The organism is Hydrogenophaga sp., from assembly GCF_050182545.1.
Classification (GTDB): Bacteria; Pseudomonadota; Gammaproteobacteria; order Burkholderiales; family Burkholderiaceae_C; genus Hydrogenophaga.
Genome location: NZ_JBFXCD010000010.1, coordinates 1 through 18,663, shown reverse-complemented (window position 1 = coordinate 18,663; position 18,663 = coordinate 1). Strand labels below are relative to the sequence as shown.

Sequence of the window (18,663 nt, the reverse complement as noted above, 5' to 3'; positions counted from 1 at the left end):
GCCTGGGTGTGCGTGGGGCCGGATCGACCATGACGAAAACCCCCGGCCACGGAGGCGGGGGGTGTGGGCTCTGATTCTAGAATGCACGCTCACCATGCCCGATGCCACCTCCGAATTGACCCGCCCTGGCACGCCGCGCTGTCATGTGCTGCTGCCGTGTGCCGGCAGCGGTACCCGGGCAGGCACCGGTCTTCCCAAGCAATACCAGCCCATAGCGGGACAGGCCATGGTGTTGCACACGCTGGCCGCATTGCGCTTGGTCACCCGGATCGACAGCTGTCTGGTGGTGATTGCGCCGGAAGACAGCTTCTGGGCTTCGCAGCCTGTGGGCACCACGCTGGCGCGCTGCGGCGGTGCAACGCGGGCCGAGAGCGTGTTCAACGGCTTGCATGCCCTGCGAGGCCAGGGAGCGGAAGACGACGACTGGGTGCTGGTGCACGATGCCGCGCGCTGCCTGATCACGCCGGCCCAGGTGGAGTCGCTGATCGACGCGTGTTGGGCCGATCCCGTGGGCGGCTTGCTCGCGTTGCCCTTGCCCGACACGCTCAAGGCCGAGGCTGGTGGTCGTGTCGCGGCCACCGTGGAGCGCACCGGCAAGTGGCTGGCGCAGACGCCGCAGATGTTTCGCGTTGGTGCCTTGCGCGCCGCGCTGGCGTCCACGGCTGCAAGTGGGTTCACCGGTGTCACCGACGAGGCCAGCGCCATGGAGATGGCGGGTCACCAGCCGCTGCTGGTGCGAGGCAGCGCACAGAACTTCAAAGTCACCTACCCGGAAGACTTCGCGCTGGCCGAAGCCGTTCTCAGGAGTCGCCCATGAGCACACACCTTCCCACGTTTCGCATTGGAGAGGGCTGGGATGTGCATGCACTGGTGCCCGGGCGCCCACTGATCATTGGCGGTGTGCGCATTGCACACAGCCAGGGGCTGCTTGGCCACTCCGACGCCGATGTGCTGCTGCATGCCATCACCGACGCCCTGCTGGGTGCGGCGGGGCTGGGCGACATCGGGCGCCACTTTCCCGACACGGACGAGCGCTTCAAGGGCGCTGACTCCAGCGCGCTGCTGTCCGAGGCGGCGCGTCGTGTGCGCGCCGCAGGGTTTGAAATAGGCAACGTCGACAGCACCGTGATCGCGCAGGCGCCCAAGCTCGCGCCGCACATCGGTGCCATGTGCGAAGCTATTGCGCGCGCGCTGGGCTTGATGATCGAGCAGGTCAACGTGAAGGCGAAGACGGCGGAAAAGATCGGGCCAGTGGGGCAGGGCCTGTCGATCGAGGCGCGTGCCGTGGTGTTGCTCTCAGTAACCCGGTAGCCGCTGCCCGGGGGCGTTCAGGACGGCGCTTTCACCAGTTTCATGTGGGCCGCCAGGCCGCCGGTGCTGCTGTTGGCCAGCGCGAAGCGCCCGCCCATGCGCGCGATAGCGCGGTCCACGATGGCCAGGCCCAGACCCGTTCCCGTGGCTGCGGTGCGGGAGACGTCCCCTCGAAAGAAGGGCTGCGTCAGCTGTTCGATCTGATCCGGGTCGACGCCCTTGCCGTGGTCGCGCAACTTCACCAGCACCGCGTCGTCCTTGGTCTTGGCTGCGATGTCGATGCGGGCCACGCCGGTTTCGGCATTGCGCCCATAGCGCATGGCGTTTTCGATCAGGTTGGTGAACACACGCTGGAGTTCCACCGCATCGCCCAGCACAACGGTGCCGAGAGGGATGTTGGTGGTGATGTGGGTGTTCGGATCCTGCCCGGTGGCGAAGATCGCGGCATCCACGATCTGGTTGAGGTTCACGCGTTCGGGTTTGAGTTGATCGGGGCGCGCGTAGTCCAGGAACTTGTCGATGATGGCGTTGACCTGGTCGATGTCCGCCGCCATGTGCTCGCGCGCCTGCGAGTCGCCCACGCTCATCTCGGTTTCGAGGCGCAGCCGCGCCAGTGGCGTGCGCAGGTCGTGCGAGATGCCCGCCAGCATCAGGGCGCGGTCTTGCTCGATCTTGGAGAGACGTTGCGCCATGCGGTTGAAGCCGATATTGACCTCGCGGATCTCGCTCGTCGCCACGGTTTCGTTGAGCTGACTGGCGTTGAAGTCGCCCTCGCGCACGCGGCCGGCCGCAAACGATAGTTTCTTCAGCGGACGGTTGATCAGGCGCGCGATAAGCGCCGCGCCGGTGAGTGAAAGCAATGCGGCCGTGCCGAGCCAGATCAGCCAGGTCGTGCCTGCCACCGGGCCGATGCGCGAGGGGTCGGTGAGCAGCCAGTAGGGGTCGCCATCGATGGTGAAACCAATCCACAAGCCAGGCGTGCCGTTGACCTCGCGTGCCACCAGCGTGTCCGGGCCCAGGCGCGCGCTCAGGCGTTCCGCCACGTTGCGGCTGAGCGCATCAATGTTGTAGAGGCGAAAGGTGTCGGTGGGTTCGCGCGGCGCGATGCGCAGACCTTCTTCGCTGGCCAGGGTCTTGATCAGCGAGACGCGGGCAATCGCGTCCGAGTGCACCAGTGCGGCGCGGCTGAGATTGACCAGCGAAGCCAGCTGGTTGGCGCTTTGCAATGCGCGCGGTTCGTACTCAAGGGCGCGAAACGTCTGCAGCCACGCCACGATGCAGCCAATGAGCAGCAGCGCGAGAAAGAAGAAGGTGCGCCAGAACAGACTGACGCCCCGTGTCGGGCGCATTTCCAGCGGCGCAGGCGCGGTCTCCAGCGCGGCTGGCTGGGTCTCGAAAGGTACGCGCGATTCATCGGGCATCAGGCGTTGCCATCGGGCACGAACACGTAGCCCACACCCCAGACCGTCTGCAGGTAGCGCGGCGAGGCGGCATCTTCCTCGATCAGCTTGCGCAGGCGCGAGACCTGCACGTCCAGGCTGCGGTCAAAGGGTTCGAACTCACGGCCACGCGCGAGCTGGGCCAGTTTTTCGCGCGACAGGGGCTGGCGCGGGTGGCGAACCAGCGCCTTGAGCATGGCGAATTCACCAGTGGTCAGGGGCAGGTCGGCGCCGTCCTTGCGCAGCGTGCGCAGGCTCAGATCGAACTCGAATGGGCCGAACTTCACCACTTCCTGGTCCTGCGAGGGTGCGCCGGGGACTTCAGTGGGTGGACGGCGGCGCAAGACCGCATGGATGCGCGCGAGCAGCTCGCGTGGGTTGAACGGCTTGCCAAGGTAGTCGTCGGCGCCGACCTCCAGCCCAACGATGCGGTCCACGTCCTCGCTCTTGGCGGTGAGCATGATGATGGGCGTGCGGTCGCCGTTGGCGCGCAGGCGCCGGCAGATGGACAGACCGTCTTCGCCCGGCATCATCAAGTCCAGCACGATGATGTCCACCGAGTCGCGCTGGAGCACGCGGTTCAGGGCTTTGCCGTCCTCGGCCAGCATGACCTCGAAACCTTCTTGCATGAGGTAGCGCCGCAGCAAATCGCGGATGCGCACGTCGTCGTCGACGACCAGCACCTTGTTGGGACGAACTTGGTTTTGTGGCATGGCAGCAACTTCCGGTAAATGTAACAAACACGATTGTGGCAGCGCCAAGTGCTTGTCAGGACTCATTTTTTATTTTTATGACACGCTGTTACAGATGTTGCCCGCGCTGGTGTCCGCTTCACCTGCGGCACATCACACAATCCTTGAACTGACCATACTTGAGTGCACCATGAAATCGTATCTGTCGAGTGGCTTGTTGTTGATGGTGTTGGGCTCGGCTTTCGCCGCTCCGGACGATGCCGCGGTCCTTGCGGCGCCGTCCGAGATGCCGGTGGCCGCCTTGCCGATCACCGCCGACGAAAGCGAGCCTCGTGGCGCGATGCGCTTGCGCGATGCGTTGCGGAGACCGTTCGACGACATGGATGACAGCCGCAAACCCTACCGACTTTCGGTGGAAGAGCGCCAGCGCCTGCGCGAACAGCTTCGCGATCAGCCGCCTTACGACTTCAAGTTCAAACAATGACCCTGCACGCCTCGAATTGCCTCCCCCGCCCCGTCTCCCGTCTTCTCCTTCCCACCCTTCTTGCCCTCGGGCTTGGTGCCAGCGATCCGGCCATGGCCCAGGTGGCGTCGCCTGTACCCGCCAATGTGGTGAACATTGCCGCCAGCGGCTTTCTGGAAGTGCCCCAGGACTGGCTCAGCATGCGGCTCAACACGACGCGTGAAGGCGGTGATGCCGTCACGGTGCAGAACCAGCTCAAGCAGGCGCTGGACGCGGCCCTGACCGTGGCCCGTTCCAGTGCCCGGCCGCAGCAGCTCGAAGTGCGCACCGGGCAGTTCAGCCTGTACCCGCGCTACGGCAGCAACGGCAAGATCAATGGCTGGCAGGGCAGCACCGAACTGGTGCTCGAGGGCCGCGACTTCGCCCTCATCAGCACCACGGCCGGCAAGATCCAGACCCTCACCATGTCGGGCATCAGCTTCTCGCTCTCGCGCGAGGCGCGCCAGAAACTCGAGTCCGATGTGCAGGCGCTTGCGATCGAGCGCTTCAAGGCCCGCGCGGACGAAGTCAGCAAGGGTTTCGGTTTCTCAGACTACAGCTTGCGTGAGGTGTCGGTGAGTTCGGCAGACCAGGACGTGCGCCCCTACCAGCCGCGCGCCATGGCCATGGAGGCCAAGGCCGCGATGTCGGACGCACCCGTGCCGATCGAGGCCGGCAAGTCCATGGTCAACGTGACGGTCTCGGGATCGATCCAGCTGAAATAGGGCGGCAATCCTGGCCGCTCACTGTGCAGCCCAGCCCCCGTCCATGTTCCAGGCCACGCCGCGCACGTTGTTGCCGGCGGGCGAGCAGAAGAACACCGCCAGCTCGCCCAGCTCTTCGGGCGTGGTGAATTGCATGGAGGGTTCCTTCTCGCCCAGAAGTTGCCGGGTGGCCTCGGCGTTGGAAATCCCCTGAGCGGTCGCCTTGGCATCCACCTGCTTTTGCACCAGAGGGGTGAGCACCCATCCCGGGCAGATGGCATTGCAGGTCACGCCCGAGGTGGCGTTCTCGAGCGCTGTGACCTTGGTCAAGCCCACGATGCCGTGCTTGGCGGCGACATAGGCCGACTTTTCGGCGGAACCCACCAGGCCATGCACCGAGGCCACGTTGATGATGCGGCCCCAGTTCGCTTTCTGCATCGCAGGCAGCGCCAGGCGGCTGGCATGGAAGGCGCTGCTGAGGTTGATGGCGATGACCGCGTCCCAACGGTCGACAGGAAAGTCCTCAACCCGGGCGACGTGCTGGATGCCCGCGTTGTTCACCAGGATGTCAACCCGTCCGAAGGTGCTGGCCGCAAACGCCATCATGGCCTCGATTTCAGCGGGCTTGCTCATGTCGGCACCGTGATAAGCGACCTTGGCACCGAGCGCGGCAATCTCAGCCTTGGGGCCTTCGGCATCGCCAAACCCGTTGAGGACGATGTTGGCGCCCTGGCGCGCCAGGGCCTTGGCGATGCCCAGGCCGATGCCGCTGGTGGAGCCGGTGACGAGGGCAGTTTTGTTGGCAAGCATGGGTGAACTCCAGTTCCAGTACGATGGGTTGAAAAGTGCTCGAAGCATTATCACGGACGCTTTTGGGCGCCCACTTCGCACCGTCAGACCTCCATGCAAGAACCGAACCTTCAGCACCTTTCTGTCAATGGTCCCGCAGCCCGCGCTGGCGGGCCTCGGCGCATGGCCTGGTGGGACTGGCCCTGCACCGCACGCCAGAGCCACCACGTGGTGGTCTGCGTGCATGGTCTCTCGCGCCAGGGCCGCGACTTCGACACGCTGGCGCGGTCGTTGACCGAACGTTCCCGTGTGGTGGCTGTCGATGTGGCTGGTCGCGGCCACAGCGACTGGCTGGCCGATCCCATGGCCTACCAGGTGCCGACCTACGTCGCCGATCTCGCGGCCTTGCTGATGCACCTGCGCGCGCAGGATCCACGGGCCGTCATCGACTGGGTTGGCACCAGCATGGGTGGGCTGATCGGCATGGCGGTCGCGGCACAAGCTTCTCTGGCGCCTCGCCGGCTGGTGCTCAACGATGTCGGTCCTGTCATTCAGTGGGAGGCATTGCAGCGCATCGGTACCTACCTGGGGCTGAACCCGTCGTTCGACAAAGAGGAGGCGGCGCTGGACTACCTGGCGTCGATTTCCTCCGGTTTCGGGCCGCACACCACCGCCCAGTGGCGTGAGCTGTCCCTGCCGCTGCTGCGCGAGCGCGAGGGACGCTGGTGGCTGCACTACGACCCGGCCATCGCCACGCCTCTCAAGGCGCTGACCGGCATGGCCGACCAGGCGGCGGCGCGGCGAATGGCGAGCGAAGGCGAGGCCGCGCTGTGGGGCCTGTACGACGCGATCACGGCACCCACGCTGCTGTTGCGCGGTGCGCAGTCGGACCTGTTGACGCCGGAAACCGCCTCCGAAATGGAGCGACGAGGTCCCAAGGCCCGATGCGTGGTCTTTGACGGCGTGGGCCATGCTCCGACACTGGTGGCCGATGACCAGGTGGCTGCCGTGAGGGACTTTCTCTGGTCCGACTGAGCGTGCGCTGAGCAAATCATGAAAAGAACGAATTCCTCGTCTGCGACCGAGGCCGCGGAGCCCATGGGTACCGATGAGCGCTCCCTGGGTGCGCCCTCGGCCATCGTCGCGGCCACTTCCGACAGCCTCCCCAGACAGGCCCAGGCACTGGCGCGCGCGAGGGCGTTTGCCGAACCCTTGCTGGGCAGCGAGCAGCTCGACACCGGGGAGAATACGCTGGCGCACGCCGACGCGGTCGCTGGAGTGCTGAACGACATTGGAGGGTCAGAGGCGATGCAGGCGGCTGCTTACCTCGTGTATGCCTGCCAGTACCTCAATCGCCCTCAGGAAGTCATTGCCAAGGCCTTTGGCGACAACTTCGCGGCGTTGGCGATCGAGACCACCAAGCTGGTGCAGTTGCAGCGCCAGGCGCGCATCAAGTCGGCGGCGGTGCAGTCCCGCAAGGAAGAGGCGGCCTCAGCGCCGGCAAAGGCCGCGCCATCGGAACTGGCCGCGAGCCAGACCGAGAACGTGCGCAAGATGTTGTTGGCGTTCTCGCGCGATTTGCGCGTGGTCATGCTGCGACTGGCTTCACGCCTCCAGACCCTGCGCCACTTCGCGGCCATCAAAGGCGATCCCGGCGGGGCGCTGGCCGCCGAGTCGCTTCAGGTATTCGCACCACTCGCCAACCGCCTGGGCATCTGGCAGATCAAATGGGAGATGGAAGATCTGGCCTTTCGCTTCCTCGAGCCGCAGACGTACAAGGAAGTCGCTCGCCTGCTGGACGAAAAGCGTGTCGAGCGAGAGGCCCACGTGGAGCAGGCGCGCCAGCAGCTTGAGGCGGACCTGCAGCGTCAGGGCATCGCAGCGTCGGTCCAAGGGCGCCCGAAGCACATCTACAGCATCGTCAAGAAGATGCGCGGCAAGTCGCTTGATTTCGACCAGGTGTTTGACATCCGGGCCCTGCGCGTGATCGTGCCCGGTGTGGACGACTGCTACGCCGTGCTGGCCCATGTGCACGCAAAGCATGTGCCCGTGGCCGATGAGTTCGACGACTACATTGCCAAGCCCAAGGCGAACGGCTACCAGTCACTGCACACCGTCGTGAGAGACGATCAGGGCAGGGCGTTCGAGATCCAGATCCGCACCCAGGCCATGCATGACCACGCCGAGCACGGCGTGGCGGCGCACTGGGCGTACAAGGAGGCGGGGGCCAAGGGCTATGCGGGCGTGTCGGCAAGTTCCGACTATGACGCCAAGATCGCGGTGCTGCGTCAGCTGCTGGCCTGGGAGCGTGACCTGAGCGGCGCCGCCCAGGGCCTGTTCGACGACCGTATTTATGTGCTCACGCCCGACGCCGCGATCGTGGAGCTGCCGCAGGGAGCGACCCCCGTCGATTTCGCCTACACGGTGCACACCGACCTCGGCCATCGCTGCCGCGGCGCAAGGGTTGATGGGGCCATGGTGACCCTCAATACGCCGCTGCAAAATGGCCAGACGGTGGAGATCACGGCCGCCAAGGAAGGAGGGCCGTCACGCGACTGGCTCAATGCCGAGTTGGGATACCTGGTAAGCCACCGCGCCAAAAGCAAGGTGCGGGCCTGGTTCAACGCACTGGCGATGGAAGAAACCGTGGCCAGGGGGCGAGAGGCGGTGGAGAAGCTGCTCCAGCGCGAGGGTAAGACCGCATTGAAGCTGGACGATCTCGCGGTCTCCATGGGTATGGCCTCCGCGCAGGCCTTGTTCGAGCAGGTGGGCAAGGACGAGCTGTCGCTCCGGGCGATCGAGACGCATCTGCGTCCACCCGAGCCCGAGGCACCTTCCGAGGTACCCGCGTGGTTGAAGAAGCCGCGCAAACCGTCCAGCCAGACCGGCGGCGGAGTGCTCGTGGTCGGGGTGGAATCGCTCATGACGCAGCTGGCCAAATGCTGCAAACCGGCGCCGCCGGACGAGATTGGTGGCTTCGTCACGCGAGGCAAGGGAGTGAGCATCCACCGCGCCGACTGCAGCGATTTCGCCCACTTGCAGCGCAAGAACCCGGATCGCGTGATCGAGGTGCAGTGGAGCGGGCAGGCGGCGCCGGATCGCGATGGGCGGCCGGCAGTGTATCCGGTGGATGTGGCAATCGAAGCACAGGACCGGCAGGGTCTGCTGCGCGATATCTCCGATGTGTTTGCGCGCGAGAAGATGAACGTCATCGGCGTGCAGACCCAGTCGGTCAGGGACGTGGCGTGGATGACGTTCACCATTGAAGTTTCGGATGCGCGCCAAGTCGCGCGTGCAATGTCCGTGGTGGGGGACGTGTCCGGGGTGAGGGTGGTCCGGCGCAAATAGCATCGGCGAACACTGCTATACTGCGAGGCTTCGAATCGTTTGTAGGCGCGTAGCTCAGCTGGTTAGAGCACCACCTTGACATGGTGGGGGTCGTTGGTTCGAGTCCAATCGCGCCTACCATTCTTCTCCTCTGAAGAATGGCCCTGGTCCCCCTCGCGGGGAAATACTGGGGAAGAATCACCCGACATTGCAGCCGCCAGCCGATCCCTCGCTGAGCCGTTGTCGGCACCCGGAATCCACCTCGCATACTTGCTCAGCAGCATCTGCACGCTGTGGCCGAGCTGCGCCGCGATGTAGGCAGGCGGCACCCCACCCATCAGGGCGACCGTCGCGTACGTGTGGCGGGTGCTGTAGGCCCGCCTGCTGCGGATTCCCTGGCGCTTGAGTGCTGGCTTCCAGTAGTGGTCGCGCTGGCTGCGTTCGTCGTGGAATGGCCGTCCGGTCACGGGGTTCTGGAACACATCGGCCGCATCGTCCTGGTCGTCGCGTTCCACCCGCAGCATGAAGGTGTAGGGCTTCATCAGCCGCAGAGCGTCCAGCGCCTGTGGCACGAGGTCCACGTCGCGCACGGTGTGGGTCTTCGAGCCGTCGCGCTCGCCACCCTTGAAGGTGCGCACGCGCTGGATGCGGGCAATGCCGGCGTTCCAGTCGATGTCGCTCCAGCGCAAGGCGATCAGCTCCTCGGGGCGCATGCCGGTGAAGAAGGCGAACTGGAAATAGGCGTGAATGCGCGGGTCGTACCGCTTCTGCAGGTCGGCCAGCACCATGTCGCGCTCGGCGCGCGTGAGCGGATCCGGCAGGGTCTTCACCACCTGGGCGTTCTCGATGCCGTTCATGGGGTTGTGCATGGCCTGGGGGCCTGGGTAGAGCATGTCGAACACCCCGCGCAGGGGGATCAGGGCGTTGTTCATGCGCTTGGCCGACTTCCACGGGTGGCCGCCCACCACCGCCTTGAGCTTGGCGTGCGTCAGGGCCTTGAGCTTCGTCTCGGCACCGAGCAGGGCTTTCCATTCCTCGATGGCCAGGCGGTACTGGTTGCGGGTCGCCTCGGTCTTCTGACCGATGGACAGAAGGTAGTCATCAGCCGCGGCGCCGAAGGTGCCCGGGCCTTCGGCCTTGGCGCGCGGGCTGTCGGGGAAGAACTCGGCGTAGGTGAAGCGCTGGAACTTGATGGCGTCGTTGACCTGGCCCACCAGGCGAGCTGCGTACTTCTCATTGGCCGGCGTGGGCGGGAGCTTCAGCGTCTCGCGCACCCACTCACCGTCCAGCATGAACCCGACTCGGATAGAGGCCGCGCGCAGCTCTACGCCATTCCCTTTTCGACCCACAGCTCGTACTCCCTCATGTCGATGAAAACCCGGCCATGCCGCCGCCGGTAGTGCTTGCCTTCGGCCCAGACGCCATCTTCGATCATGCGCCGGATGGCCTTCTCAGTCAGGCCGGACATGCCAGAGGCCAAATCAATGGTAACGAATCGGGCCGCCGCCACCTGGACGACGGCTTGCCGCTCCATGGTGGCGGCTGTGCTCATGTCTTGTCTCCCTGTGGAGGTGGAGGGCACCAGAGCTGCGGCATCGCGTCTTCGTCCCACCCGAGGAACCCGTCTTCAACCCCGCCGAAAGTTAGGTACTCGTCGCGGAAAACCCAGCCGTACATCCAAACGTCTGAGCCATCCGCCGCAATGGCGGGATTGCCGGGGTACTCAGCCCACTTGGCAACGATGGAAAAGCCCCAGTGAGGTGATGTGATGTGCACCCACGTCCCGTCCTTCGGGCATGTCTCAATCGGCATCCATTGCCCAGTGCTGGGGTGGGAGAGGGCGGCACGGCGGTTCCAGTACTTTCCGGCATCACCATAGCCCAGGCCCGACTGGGGTACTGATGCGAGACACGTTCCGCAGGTCACGGCGTTGTGGCTGTGGCTGTGCTTCTCAAGCGCCTCGCCGTCGCAGAACGGGCATGGCAATAGTTTCATGGCTGCATCCCTCTGATGATCGCGGCTAGACGCGGGATGTCGCTGGTTTCAACCCCTTCGAAGGCGTTCCAGGCTGCGACGAGTCGAAAGGCGTTTTCCTCGGCCTCGACATCACCGCGCTTGCCGCAAGTGCAGATAAAACCAGCTGTTCCAGCGTCGATATTGATGTCTTCGCCAGCGTAGACACTCACGGGTGCCACACGAATCAGCCCAAGGGTGTGCGTCATGCTCGTCGCTCCTCATGCACTTCACAAAGGCCATGCTGGTGCTCGAAGAATGTGCCGGACGAGCCGTCCTCGGTTCCCGCTGTGCACACCCATCCCATGGTCAAGGAGACTTCACCTTTGCCGACAACCTTGTTCCATGGGTGTTTCGAAACGCGGAGTTGACTCGCGCAGTTGCAGCAGCAGGCCCTCCACTGTGGTTTGCAGCACTGCGGTGTGCGCTCCCGCTCGCTCTGTTGTTCAGCTTGCATTGCCGGTCTCCCTTGTGAATGGAACGCCGTGAATATTCGCGGCCAACTGAATCTCGAAGTCGTTCATGAAAGGCCCGTACCCCTGTTTCTCGGATGTGCCCTCGCTGAACACAAGGAACCATCCTGCCCACTGTGGGCTGAAGTACCAGCGAAGTTTGTTCATGTGCTGCTCTCCTTGGTGACGATGCCGTGGGCGCGCTCAACGGCACGGGCGAACCGAACAAACGCCTCACCCAAGCTCATTGGCGTGTCATCGGCAGGCATAAGGTTTGCGATCTGCGCCTCACTCAGCGGCACACTCTCAGGGGTGGAGGCGCGGAGAGCGGCGACCAATTCGTGCTCAAGGCCGTTGATGTATGCCTGCATGGCGGCTAGTGATCCAGAGCCGTCAGACTGCTTCTTGAGAAGCGCCAGCCGTTCCTGCGCATCTTGAGCCGGTGCTGAACTTAGAAGCGGGATTTTCTCGCTTCTATCAGCTTGAGCAGGTGCCTCGGTGGTGTATCGATCTCTTGAGCAAGCGATAAGCGAGCCATCCGGGTACTTGTGGTTTCCCCACTCATTGATCGGCGCACCGACTGCGCAGCCGTCGCATTGATTCGCCTCCCCCTGCACGCGCTCGGGTGACTCCAGGGCGGCGGCGAACCGCGCCAAGTCTTCAGGAAGCATCACCACCTTTTCGTCGATGGGATTGCCGCCGCACTTGACGGCCAACTTGCGCAGTTTTTCCTGCGCTGCCAGCTCGGTGTGGGATTGGTTCATTGGGGAGCCTCGATTCCGATGGTGGATGCCACCTTGATGCTGCTTTCGCGCAGCCTCTTGAGATAGTCGATATCCGCCTGATTGGCAGGCTTGCAGACGCCGTAGCGCAGCGCCACGATGCGCGGCTGAACTACCAGAAAGGTCACATCCGATGGGCCATCCGGGTCTTCGCCGCGAAGGCGGCTTTCCACCGCCTCGATGGTGCAGTAGGTGCCATGCACACCGCTGGTGGAGAACAGCACAAAGTTCAATTCGTCTGCCTTGGCTTCTGGGAACATCTCGCGCAGGGCGACCATCCCACCGACGCCCGGCTGCACTTGCATGACCGAGTAGTGCGCGCTGTCGCGCCGCGTTCTGTCCAAGTTTTCCCAGTTCATGCCGAACCCCCTCCATCACCACGGGTGCGGGCAGCGCGGCGAGCGCGAACAAGCCTCCAAGTGATTCCCCTGGTCTGCTCTTGTCGCATCCAATCCGCCCACGATTTCTCGAAGTTTCCGTAGTCGTCGATGTAACCCACAGATTCAAACTCTGTGTCGATCAGCTTGTCGATGTCCTGCGCCACCTGCTCTGGCTGCGCCGGGGCGGTGTAGAGCAGTTCGATCTTCGTGATCAGGATGCGATCGACATGGCTTCCCGGGTCTTCCGCTGCCGGGACGATGAGGCGATCAATGCCGGTGTTGCGCCGGAAGTAGATGGCCTGAAACTTCGGCTTCTGCTCCCCGGCAGGCGGCTGGTCGGGCTTGAAGTGCGCAACGACACGCGCTGTTGCTGTTTCGCACACCGAATGCCACCCGGCGTGCTTGCCAACCGTGTAGGGGCCGCTGACGTAATACGCGGGAAGATCGGCAGGCGGCTTGGTGGCGAGTGCGCGCAATGCCATTGCAGCCACAGCCATAGTCAGATGGTCGGGAGCCTGTTTTCTTGTTAGCGGGTCAATCAAGTCGGCTATCTGCATTGCGTCTGGCCCCTCCCCCGCACCGCTGGCCTGTGGCTGTGTGGCGAGCCGTTTCATGATCCCATCAAGATACGGATCGCTCGGCGCTTCCGCCTGCTCTGCCTCTTTGGTAGGTGCGGCGGCGAACAAGGCCATTGGCCGCTCGAAAGACTTTTCCTTGCTGAGTTGCGTTGTGATGTGCGCGGTCTTCGAGTTGGCGCGTGAGGCAAGCCAGCTAATAGCTCGCTCATCAACCCACGCCACCGCCTCACCGCCCACCCCAGCGGCCTTGTCGGCTTCGTGCTTGGATATGGCTGCGCGAGAGTTCGATTCGTAGACGCGCTTGAAGGACACGCCGCCAATCTCGAACTCGGCTACCCAGTCGCCTTTTTCGGGCCAGTCTCGGTTGGCCAATTCCTTGATGACCTCGGTTGCGTGGGGGTCGTCTGGGTCGCCAAGCCACTCGTTCACGATGAACTTCCGGATCTCGGCTTCGGTGTATGCGATGAACGCACAGGGCAGATCGGACTCGCCCCATGCCTCGCACAGCAGTGGCAGCGCATTCGCCAGCCTGATGTGTTCCTCCACCTCCGCAACCGTGCGGGTGTCGTCGGTGTTTGGAGACGTGATGTCGGTTGTTTTCATGGCTGTTGTTCCTCGCTGACTTTCAAGCCGAGTGCTTCGATGATTTCAGGGCCGACAGGGAAGTAGTCAACCTCGTCATGCACGAAGGTCACGATAGAGGCGTAGGGCGCATCGCGCTCACCAACTACAGCGTGGTCATCGCGGCCTTTGCAAGTGAAGACGTCTCCCCGATAGCTGCGGTCTTGGACCTTCACCACTTCCACGGTGTCAGACAGAAAGCCGCCGACAGGTCTGTCCCATGGCTTGAATTGCACGTAGAAGAGGTCGCCTTTTGATGGAATGAATTTGCTCATGACTTCACCTGGTTGGAAAGAGCCTGCGCGGATTCGAGGGCGGCGCGGGCCTTTTTGCTCGCTTCATTCAGGGCGTCGTCGCGCGCATATCGCGCAGCGCGGTCCCTGTCGTCCTGATGGCGCTTCCAGTCGTCGGTGCAGCAGATGCAGCCGCTTTGGTAGCCAAGACCGTGTTTCTCGCAAATCCAACCCCAAGCGGTTTCGCCGGGGTTGCGCATCTCAACTTTGGGCCAGACAAAGCCCGAGTAGTCGCCATAGATCGGCATGGCCTGTGCGGCTTGCTGCTCTTCCAGCGCCTCAACCAGCCTCTGGTGGCTTGCGTCAAGGGCGCGGAGGTGGGCGGCGGCTTCGATGCAAACCCAATCGCCCCATTTGTCGCCAACCTCATTGAGGTCACCGTCGCCTTTTTGCTTGAGGATTCGCGCCAGTTCTTCAGCTGTGCTCACGTCGTCTCCTTGTTGAATTGCAGGCGCTCCATGTCGCGCATGGTGGTTTTCATGCTGCCTCCCGGATGGCGTTGATCACGTCGCGCGCCACGGGCGGCACCACGGCATTGCCGAGCATGTGCATGGCGTCCTTGGCGCGCGGCGGGAGCTGGTAGCTGTCGGGGAAGCCCATGGCCCGGCGGCACTCGGCCACGTTGAGCATGCGCATTCGGTCGCCGTCGATCACAGCCCAGCGATCGCGCGTTGTGATGGTGCCCACGGGGCGCTCCAGACCGCGGCCGCCGCGCTCGTTTCCGTAGTACGCGGTCAGGAAACGCGGCCCGCAGACGCGACGCCCCTCGGCGATTCGCGCCAGCGTGCTGGCAGAGCGGCCTGGTTTGTCGATGGCTGACCACCGCCCGCCGTCGAAGTCGATCAGGGAACCGCTGCCGACGTGCTTACGCAGCGGCAGGTCCAGCGTGATGGGATGCTTCGAGCGCGTGCCAACGACGAACAGCCGGCGCCGGTGCTGCGCCACGCCATGGTCGGCGGCGTCCAGCACCATCGGAGCCAGCGCGTAGCCCAGAGCGTGCATGGCTGCGCACCACGCGGGGTAGAGCGTCCACTTGGCGAACTCGGGCACGTTCTCGACCACCACCGCGGCGGGCCGATGGCATTCCGCGGCCGACACCACGGCCCACGCGGTGGAGCGTTGCGCGTCGTGGTGGGCCCGTTCCTTGCCGCGCGCCCGGCTGTGGCCCTGGCAGGCGGGTGAGGCCAAGAGCAGTTCGTGCGCCGGCACCTGCGTCCAATCGGCCTGCTGCAGGTCCTGGCACACGTGCATGGTGCCCGGGTGGTTGTTGGCGTGCACCTGCACGGCAGCGGGCCAGTGGTTGGCCGCCCAAACCACTTCGCACCCTGCCATGGTGGCGCCAGTGCTGAACCCCCCGGCCCCGGCAAAAAGATCGATCGCGCGCATGGTGGTCTTTCAGGTTGGTGGTGGGCGAGACGGTCAGGCCAGTTCAGGCGACAGCTCGGTGAAGTACCGGCCGAAGTGGGCAAGGAAGTACGCGCGCTGTTCCTGCAGCTTCTGGAGTTCCAGAGCCTTCGAATCGATCTCGCGGTCCATCTTGCGGAGCACGTCGCCCTTGTCGATCTCCAAGGCGTTGTTGTCGATGTCCGCGATCACCTCGAAGTCCTTGGTCTCGCTGTTGAAAGCCTTGAACTTGAGGCCGCCCCCGTAGCTGGTGTCGAGGTACGCGACGTTGATCGTGGGCTTGCTGGGGAAGGGGTCGAAACCGACGATCACGCCGGGGTAGGTGCTGAAGTCGCTGCCGCTGTAGCCGGACTTCACAAGGCACTTGACGCGGCTACCGATGGCCAGTTGATCGATGCGCTTGGCGGTGCGCAGATCGACTTCCAGCTTCACGCCGTTGACTTCGATGATGGTGGTTTGCTTTTCGGTGTTCATGGGATGCTCCGTTGGGTTGGTGGTGGGGGAAGGGTCAGGCGGCCTCAGCCGCGGCGGGCTTCCTCTTCTTGCGCGCGTCTCCCTCGGCCTTCAAGCCGGAGCGCACGCCGGAGGGCAGCACATACCAGAGGGCGGATTTCTGGTCGCCGTCCAGGTTCTCGCGCTCGATGCGGTCGAAGGCGAACGAAGCGCCGAATTCCTCGCTGTTGAACAGGTCGGTGACTTCCTGGCCGAGTTCGCGCAGGATGTTCTGTTCCTCGATTGGCAGCGATGCCATGGCCTCGGCCAGCGCGTCCCTGGCCGTGATGACGGTGGCGGCAGGCCGGTTGTCGATGGGGTCCAACCCTTCGCCGTTCTCGCGGTTCAGGTGCTCCACCGCTTGGTCGAGGCGGTCGGTTTTCGGCCACAGCTTGTAGGCGCGCTTGATGACGGTCTTCTTGATCATCTCGCCCTCGTCGGTCTTCCACGGGCCTTTCTGGCCGCTCTTCCACGACTGCGAGCGATCGCGGATGTCGAAGACGTCGGAAATGCTCATGGTCGTGGTGAGGTAGTCCCCGTCGCGGGTCTTCACCACCACGTACACGCCGACGATGGCGCCACGATCAGGCGCGAACGGATCGCGGTTGTGCAGCGGCGGGTTGTCGAAGCCTCGAAGCTCGAAACGGTCGGCCGCGTAGACAAGCTCGGCCTGCCCCCACATGATCGAACCCGACTGAATGGCAAGGTCGAGCAGGCCCATGTAGCTGATGTCGAGGCAGATTTTCCCGTCGCGCGGCACGAGGTAGGCCTGGCGCTTCGCCGGGTTCAGGCTGATGCCAATGGCGCCCACGTTCGTGACAGCGTGGATCACCGATTGGCGGTTGGCCATGGCGATCTTCATGGCGTATTCGTTGCCCGTGATCACCTGCACCGCGAAGCCGGCCTCGCGCTCGAAGTTCAGGGCGCCCCCGGCCATCTTGTCGAAACGCTCCTGCACGCTGTAGATGTCTTCCCTGATCAGGGCGACGGCGTTGCTGTTGCTCATGTGTGTTCCTCGGTGGTTGATCAGTTGCGCCGAGCGGCGCGGATGGCTTTGCGCAGGGCAGGCCAGAAGGAATGCCCGGCCACGCGGTACACGCGGTAGGTGTGGATTGCGAGCGTCATGCGGCTGTCGTCGGGCAGCGCGATATCCACGGCCAGCGGGGCGACGTTGCTGGACAGGTCGCATGCGCCCATGCACTCGCCCTGCGGGTAGCGGCAGGTCATGTCGAACGGGCAGCGGGCCATCTGCTCGGGCTGGACGCGGTTGGGGTGGAAGTTCATGGTCAGGCCCAGAAGTGAGGGGAAGCCATGCCCAGCAGCAGCGCAGCCAGGCAAAGGGTTATGAAAAGACGGTCGCTCATTGCGGGCTCCGGCCCTGCGGCACGGCCAGCAGCCACTTGTCGCCAAGGTTGAGCACTGCGCGGACGTAGGCCTTGCGGTTGTGCCGGTTGATGTGCTCCGGCACCTCAGGCACCGAGTACAGGCGGCGTGCCTGCTTGAGCAAGCGCCGGGCAGATGCCAGACCTTCGCTGGGGGTGGTGTTGAAGCTGCTCATGGGTGACTCCCGGTGATGAAAAACCAAGCTCCGTACACCGCGCCCACGGCTGCGGCGATCAGAATCCAAGAGATCGCGGTCAGCAAAAAGCCGCCAAGAAAAGACGTAATGAGCTGATCCATGAATCCGTCACCAATCGGCTGCGAGAGCCACACGATAAAAGTGCACATCAAGAACCATGTGCAGGCGATGCTGACGAACAGGTATGGGTTCATGACACGCTCCAAACCAGAAGCCACACGAGCACAGCAACACCGGCCACGATGGCAACCACCTGCGCAACAATGGCTTTCGGGTCTTCTTGCGCAGCCCTGCACAGAGGACAGGTTGGGTCGTAGTACCCGCCCATGCGCCCGTTCTTCGGGTTGTGGCGGCAGTTGGGGGCGGTCATTTCTTCACCTCGCAGGTCATGGGTGTTTGAATGAGCCTGTCGTGAAGGTCCGGATCGCCAGCGAACAGGACGAGAAGCAGCACGACGGCAAGGATGAAAATCGCGTCCGCGTTCACGGCTGCATCTCCAGCACGCGGTCAAGCTCCAAGCCGATCACCTTGCGGGTGTAGGCGGCGTCCAGATACCGCGATGTCAGCTCCCGGGTCGCCGCGGCAACGATCTGGTCCGTGTTGCGCCGGTTTAGCATCAGCTTCAACAGCTCCGCGCTGCTGATCGGCCCTCGCAGCACCGGCGTTTTCGTGAGCACCGGCGAACGGTCTTCGTCCACCGTCGCCAGAAACTCGCCCAGCGTCTCCGTGGTCAGGGAAATGTCAGCGCCGCACACCTGCTCAAGGGCCAGGCCTTCGGCGTGATCGGTGCAGGGCGCGTTCCACGGCGCGGATGCGTTGTCGCTGCCCTCTGGGTAGTTGCTGGCGCTCATGCGGCCTCCGACTCGCCCTTGACCTCGCACATGCGGCGCACCAGATCGGCAGCGCTGGCCTGCAGGTGTTCGGTGGTCGGCTTGAGAGCGTCCCTGGCAGCGGCCCCGGCAGCGTCCCTGGCAGCGGCCCCGGCAGCGGCCCAGGCAGCGGCCCCGGCAGCGTCCCAGGCAGCGTCCCAGGCAGCGGCCCCGGCAGCGGCCCCGGCAGCGTCCCAGGCAGCGTCCCAGGCAGCGGCCCCGGCAGCGGCCCCGGCAGCGTCCCAGGCAGCGTCCCAGGCAGCGGCCCCGGCAGCGGCCCCGGCAGCGGCCCCGGCAGCGTCCCAGGCAGCGTCCCAGGCAGCGGCCCCGGCAGCGGCCCCGGCAGCGTCCCCGGCAGCGGCCCCGGCAGCGTCCCTGGCAGCGGCCCCGGCAGCGGCCCAGGCAGCGGCCCCGGCAGCGTCCCAGGCAGCGTCCC

Annotated in this window: 27 protein-coding genes, 1 tRNA gene and 1 pseudogene; 7 read left to right on the top strand and 22 right to left on the bottom strand. The window is 64.4% G+C overall.

Annotation, left to right across the window (positions count from 1 at the left end):
• Positions 1-94: 94 nt before the first annotated feature.
• Positions 95-817 carry a 2-C-methyl-D-erythritol 4-phosphate cytidylyltransferase gene (ispD, locus tag AB7P10_RS12195; RefSeq protein WP_428294127.1) on the top strand — a complete coding sequence of 241 codons (723 nt, stop codon included), beginning with the start codon at positions 95-97 and terminating at the stop codon, positions 815-817.
• Positions 814-1,311, top strand: coding sequence for a 2-C-methyl-D-erythritol 2,4-cyclodiphosphate synthase (ispF, locus tag AB7P10_RS12190; protein WP_428294126.1), 498 nt, complete (start codon positions 814-816; stop codon positions 1,309-1,311). Before ispD ends, ispF begins: the two co-directional genes overlap by 4 nt.
• A 17-nt stretch (positions 1,312-1,328) precedes the next feature.
• Here ispF and AB7P10_RS12185 read toward each other — a convergent pair whose 3' ends face one another.
• Together AB7P10_RS12185 and ompR are read right to left on the bottom strand one after the other, a co-directional pair.
• Positions 1,329-2,732 carry an ATP-binding protein gene (locus AB7P10_RS12185; RefSeq protein WP_428294125.1) on the bottom strand — a complete coding sequence of 468 codons (1,404 nt, stop codon included), beginning with the start codon at positions 2,730-2,732 and terminating at the stop codon, positions 1,329-1,331.
• Positions 2,732-3,463: a two-component system response regulator OmpR gene (ompR, locus tag AB7P10_RS12180; RefSeq protein ID WP_428294124.1), complete on the bottom strand. Its 732-nt coding sequence runs from the start codon at positions 3,461-3,463 to the stop codon at positions 2,732-2,734. Before ompR ends, AB7P10_RS12185 begins: the two co-directional genes overlap by 1 nt.
• Between ompR and AB7P10_RS12175 the strand changes: the two genes are divergently transcribed.
• Together AB7P10_RS12175 and AB7P10_RS12170 are read left to right on the top strand one after the other, a co-directional pair.
• A complete protein-coding gene (locus tag AB7P10_RS12175) occupies positions 3,462-3,926 on the top strand; it encodes a hypothetical protein (protein WP_428294123.1) in 465 nt (154 codons plus the stop codon). The two genes, ompR and AB7P10_RS12175, sit on opposite strands and share 2 nt — an antisense overlap.
• Before the next feature lie 92 nt (positions 3,927-4,018).
• The gene (locus AB7P10_RS12170) at positions 4,019-4,669 is read left to right on the top strand and encodes an SIMPL domain-containing protein (protein ID WP_428294122.1); all 651 of its coding nucleotides are present in this window, start codon (positions 4,019-4,021) and stop codon (positions 4,667-4,669) included.
• Positions 4,670-4,687: 18 nt separating this feature from the next.
• On the opposite strand, the gene AB7P10_RS12165 is transcribed toward AB7P10_RS12170, so the two are convergent.
• The gene (locus AB7P10_RS12165) at positions 4,688-5,458 is read right to left on the bottom strand and encodes a 3-hydroxybutyrate dehydrogenase (protein WP_428294121.1); all 771 of its coding nucleotides are present in this window, start codon (positions 5,456-5,458) and stop codon (positions 4,688-4,690) included.
• A gap of 93 nt (positions 5,459-5,551) precedes the next feature.
• Between AB7P10_RS12165 and AB7P10_RS12160 the strand changes: the two genes are divergently transcribed.
• The 3 genes from AB7P10_RS12160 to AB7P10_RS12150 all read left to right on the top strand — a co-directional run bounded on the left by AB7P10_RS12160 (position 5,552) and on the right by AB7P10_RS12150 (position 8,905).
• Complete coding sequence (locus AB7P10_RS12160) at positions 5,552-6,472, top strand: alpha/beta fold hydrolase (protein WP_428294120.1); 921 nt, start codon at positions 5,552-5,554, stop codon at positions 6,470-6,472.
• 63 nt (positions 6,473-6,535) lie between these two features.
• The gene (locus AB7P10_RS12155) at positions 6,536-8,785 is read left to right on the top strand and encodes a RelA/SpoT family protein (RefSeq protein ID WP_428294249.1); all 2,250 of its coding nucleotides are present in this window, start codon (positions 6,536-6,538) and stop codon (positions 8,783-8,785) included.
• A gap of 43 nt (positions 8,786-8,828) precedes the next feature.
• A tRNA-Val gene (locus tag AB7P10_RS12150) sits at positions 8,829-8,905 on the top strand.
• 182 nt (positions 8,906-9,087) lie between these two features.
• On the opposite strand, the pseudogene AB7P10_RS12145 reads toward AB7P10_RS12150, so the two are convergent.
• From AB7P10_RS12145 to AB7P10_RS12055, 19 genes and pseudogenes are all read right to left on the bottom strand, one after another.
• Positions 9,088-10,056: pseudogene (locus AB7P10_RS12145) on the bottom strand (Arm DNA-binding domain-containing protein); the annotation flags it as partial.
• Positions 10,057-10,088: 32 nt separating this feature from the next.
• Positions 10,089-10,316 carry an excisionase gene (locus tag AB7P10_RS12140; RefSeq protein WP_428294119.1) on the bottom strand — a complete coding sequence of 76 codons (228 nt, stop codon included), beginning with the start codon at positions 10,314-10,316 and terminating at the stop codon, positions 10,089-10,091.
• On the bottom strand, positions 10,313-10,759 hold the full coding sequence (locus AB7P10_RS12135) for a Lar family restriction alleviation protein (protein ID WP_428294118.1): 447 nt from the start codon (positions 10,757-10,759) through the stop codon (positions 10,313-10,315). Before AB7P10_RS12135 ends, AB7P10_RS12140 begins: the two co-directional genes overlap by 4 nt.
• Positions 10,756-10,986 carry a hypothetical protein gene (locus tag AB7P10_RS12130; protein ID WP_428294117.1) on the bottom strand — a complete coding sequence of 77 codons (231 nt, stop codon included), beginning with the start codon at positions 10,984-10,986 and terminating at the stop codon, positions 10,756-10,758. The genes AB7P10_RS12135 and AB7P10_RS12130 overlap by 4 nt, the downstream gene beginning before the upstream one ends.
• A 237-nt stretch (positions 10,987-11,223) precedes the next feature.
• A complete protein-coding gene (locus tag AB7P10_RS12125; protein ID WP_428294116.1) occupies positions 11,224-11,397 on the bottom strand; it encodes a hypothetical protein in 174 nt (57 codons plus the stop codon).
• Entirely contained in the window at positions 11,394-11,993 is a 600-nt protein-coding gene (locus AB7P10_RS12120; RefSeq protein WP_428294115.1) for a hypothetical protein, read from the bottom strand. The genes AB7P10_RS12125 and AB7P10_RS12120 overlap by 4 nt, the downstream gene beginning before the upstream one ends.
• Positions 11,990-12,370 carry a hypothetical protein gene (locus tag AB7P10_RS12115; protein WP_428294114.1) on the bottom strand — a complete coding sequence of 127 codons (381 nt, stop codon included), beginning with the start codon at positions 12,368-12,370 and terminating at the stop codon, positions 11,990-11,992. The genes AB7P10_RS12120 and AB7P10_RS12115 overlap by 4 nt, the downstream gene beginning before the upstream one ends.
• Entirely contained in the window at positions 12,367-13,572 is a 1,206-nt protein-coding gene (locus tag AB7P10_RS12110; RefSeq protein ID WP_428294113.1) for a hypothetical protein, read from the bottom strand. The genes AB7P10_RS12115 and AB7P10_RS12110 overlap by 4 nt, the downstream gene beginning before the upstream one ends.
• The gene (locus tag AB7P10_RS12105; RefSeq protein WP_428294112.1) at positions 13,569-13,865 is read right to left on the bottom strand and encodes a hypothetical protein; all 297 of its coding nucleotides are present in this window, start codon (positions 13,863-13,865) and stop codon (positions 13,569-13,571) included. Before AB7P10_RS12105 ends, AB7P10_RS12110 begins: the two co-directional genes overlap by 4 nt.
• Positions 13,862-14,311, bottom strand: coding sequence for a hypothetical protein (locus AB7P10_RS12100; RefSeq protein ID WP_428294111.1), 450 nt, complete (start codon positions 14,309-14,311; stop codon positions 13,862-13,864). Before AB7P10_RS12100 ends, AB7P10_RS12105 begins: the two co-directional genes overlap by 4 nt.
• A 49-nt stretch (positions 14,312-14,360) precedes the next feature.
• On the bottom strand, positions 14,361-15,269 hold the full coding sequence (locus AB7P10_RS12095; protein ID WP_428294110.1) for a DNA cytosine methyltransferase: 909 nt from the start codon (positions 15,267-15,269) through the stop codon (positions 14,361-14,363).
• Between the two features lie 33 nt (positions 15,270-15,302).
• Positions 15,303-15,761 (bottom strand): hypothetical protein, encoded by a 459-nt coding sequence (locus tag AB7P10_RS12090; RefSeq protein WP_428294109.1) that lies wholly within the window; start codon positions 15,759-15,761, stop codon positions 15,303-15,305.
• Positions 15,762-15,795: 34 nt separating this feature from the next.
• Positions 15,796-16,785, bottom strand: a complete 990-nt coding sequence (locus AB7P10_RS12085) for a recombinase RecT (RefSeq protein WP_428294108.1) — start codon at positions 16,783-16,785, stop codon at positions 15,796-15,798.
• Positions 16,786-16,805: 20 nt separating this feature from the next.
• Positions 16,806-17,063, bottom strand: coding sequence for a hypothetical protein (locus AB7P10_RS12080; protein WP_428294107.1), 258 nt, complete (start codon positions 17,061-17,063; stop codon positions 16,806-16,808).
• A 76-nt stretch (positions 17,064-17,139) separates the two neighbouring features.
• On the bottom strand, positions 17,140-17,337 hold the full coding sequence (locus AB7P10_RS12075) for a hypothetical protein (protein ID WP_428294106.1): 198 nt from the start codon (positions 17,335-17,337) through the stop codon (positions 17,140-17,142).
• Positions 17,334-17,552 carry a hypothetical protein gene (locus tag AB7P10_RS12070; RefSeq protein WP_428294105.1) on the bottom strand — a complete coding sequence of 73 codons (219 nt, stop codon included), beginning with the start codon at positions 17,550-17,552 and terminating at the stop codon, positions 17,334-17,336. Before AB7P10_RS12070 ends, AB7P10_RS12075 begins: the two co-directional genes overlap by 4 nt.
• On the bottom strand, positions 17,549-17,728 hold the full coding sequence (locus AB7P10_RS12065; protein ID WP_428294104.1) for a hypothetical protein: 180 nt from the start codon (positions 17,726-17,728) through the stop codon (positions 17,549-17,551). Before AB7P10_RS12065 ends, AB7P10_RS12070 begins: the two co-directional genes overlap by 4 nt.
• Positions 17,729-17,840: 112 nt before the next feature.
• Positions 17,841-18,209 (bottom strand): hypothetical protein, encoded by a 369-nt coding sequence (locus AB7P10_RS12060; protein WP_428294103.1) that lies wholly within the window; start codon positions 18,207-18,209, stop codon positions 17,841-17,843.
• Positions 18,206-18,663: hypothetical protein (locus tag AB7P10_RS12055; RefSeq protein WP_428294102.1), on the bottom strand; the 458-nt coding region annotated here is incomplete at its 5' end. The genes AB7P10_RS12055 and AB7P10_RS12060, both read right to left, overlap by 4 nt.

Excerpts from the sequence above, each read along its gene's own strand:
- ompR (WP_428294124.1), bottom strand. The coding sequence starts at position 3,463 with ATGCCACAAAACCAAGTTCGTCCCAACAAGGTGCTGGTCGTCGACGAC.
- AB7P10_RS12155 (WP_428294249.1), top strand. The coding sequence starts at position 6,536 with ATGGGTACCGATGAGCGCTCCCTGGGTGCGCCCTCGGCCATCGTCGCG.
- AB7P10_RS12170 (WP_428294122.1), top strand. The coding sequence starts at position 4,019 with ATGGCCCAGGTGGCGTCGCCTGTACCCGCCAATGTGGTGAACATTGCC.
- ispD (WP_428294127.1), top strand. The coding sequence starts at position 95 with ATGCCCGATGCCACCTCCGAATTGACCCGCCCTGGCACGCCGCGCTGT.
- AB7P10_RS12125 (WP_428294116.1), bottom strand. The coding sequence starts at position 11,397 with ATGAACAAACTTCGCTGGTACTTCAGCCCACAGTGGGCAGGATGGTTC.
- ispF (WP_428294126.1), top strand. The coding sequence starts at position 814 with ATGAGCACACACCTTCCCACGTTTCGCATTGGAGAGGGCTGGGATGTG.
- AB7P10_RS12120 (WP_428294115.1), bottom strand. The coding sequence starts at position 11,993 with ATGAACCAATCCCACACCGAGCTGGCAGCGCAGGAAAAACTGCGCAAG.
- AB7P10_RS12105 (WP_428294112.1), bottom strand. The coding sequence starts at position 13,865 with ATGAGCAAATTCATTCCATCAAAAGGCGACCTCTTCTACGTGCAATTC.
- AB7P10_RS12115 (WP_428294114.1), bottom strand. The coding sequence starts at position 12,370 with ATGAACTGGGAAAACTTGGACAGAACGCGGCGCGACAGCGCGCACTAC.
- AB7P10_RS12075 (WP_428294106.1), bottom strand. The coding sequence starts at position 17,337 with ATGAGCAGCTTCAACACCACCCCCAGCGAAGGTCTGGCATCTGCCCGG.
- AB7P10_RS12060 (WP_428294103.1), bottom strand. The coding sequence starts at position 18,209 with ATGAGCGCCAGCAACTACCCAGAGGGCAGCGACAACGCATCCGCGCCG.
- AB7P10_RS12175 (WP_428294123.1), top strand. The coding sequence starts at position 3,462 with ATGGCAGCAACTTCCGGTAAATGTAACAAACACGATTGTGGCAGCGCC.
- AB7P10_RS12070 (WP_428294105.1), bottom strand. The coding sequence starts at position 17,552 with ATGAACCCATACCTGTTCGTCAGCATCGCCTGCACATGGTTCTTGATG.
- AB7P10_RS12095 (WP_428294110.1), bottom strand. The coding sequence starts at position 15,269 with ATGCGCGCGATCGATCTTTTTGCCGGGGCCGGGGGGTTCAGCACTGGC.
- AB7P10_RS12130 (WP_428294117.1), bottom strand. The coding sequence starts at position 10,986 with ATGACGCACACCCTTGGGCTGATTCGTGTGGCACCCGTGAGTGTCTAC.
- AB7P10_RS12135 (WP_428294118.1), bottom strand. The coding sequence starts at position 10,759 with ATGAAACTATTGCCATGCCCGTTCTGCGACGGCGAGGCGCTTGAGAAG.
- AB7P10_RS12185 (WP_428294125.1), bottom strand. The coding sequence starts at position 2,732 with ATGCCCGATGAATCGCGCGTACCTTTCGAGACCCAGCCAGCCGCGCTG.
- AB7P10_RS12065 (WP_428294104.1), bottom strand. The coding sequence starts at position 17,728 with ATGACCGCCCCCAACTGCCGCCACAACCCGAAGAACGGGCGCATGGGC.
- AB7P10_RS12165 (WP_428294121.1), bottom strand. The coding sequence starts at position 5,458 with ATGCTTGCCAACAAAACTGCCCTCGTCACCGGCTCCACCAGCGGCATC.
- AB7P10_RS12160 (WP_428294120.1), top strand. The coding sequence starts at position 5,552 with ATGCAAGAACCGAACCTTCAGCACCTTTCTGTCAATGGTCCCGCAGCC.
- AB7P10_RS12085 (WP_428294108.1), bottom strand. The coding sequence starts at position 16,785 with ATGAGCAACAGCAACGCCGTCGCCCTGATCAGGGAAGACATCTACAGC.
- AB7P10_RS12140 (WP_428294119.1), bottom strand. The coding sequence starts at position 10,316 with ATGAGCACAGCCGCCACCATGGAGCGGCAAGCCGTCGTCCAGGTGGCG.
- AB7P10_RS12080 (WP_428294107.1), bottom strand. The coding sequence starts at position 17,063 with ATGAACTTCCACCCCAACCGCGTCCAGCCCGAGCAGATGGCCCGCTGC.
- AB7P10_RS12090 (WP_428294109.1), bottom strand. The coding sequence starts at position 15,761 with ATGAACACCGAAAAGCAAACCACCATCATCGAAGTCAACGGCGTGAAG.
- AB7P10_RS12110 (WP_428294113.1), bottom strand. The coding sequence starts at position 13,572 with ATGAAAACAACCGACATCACGTCTCCAAACACCGACGACACCCGCACG.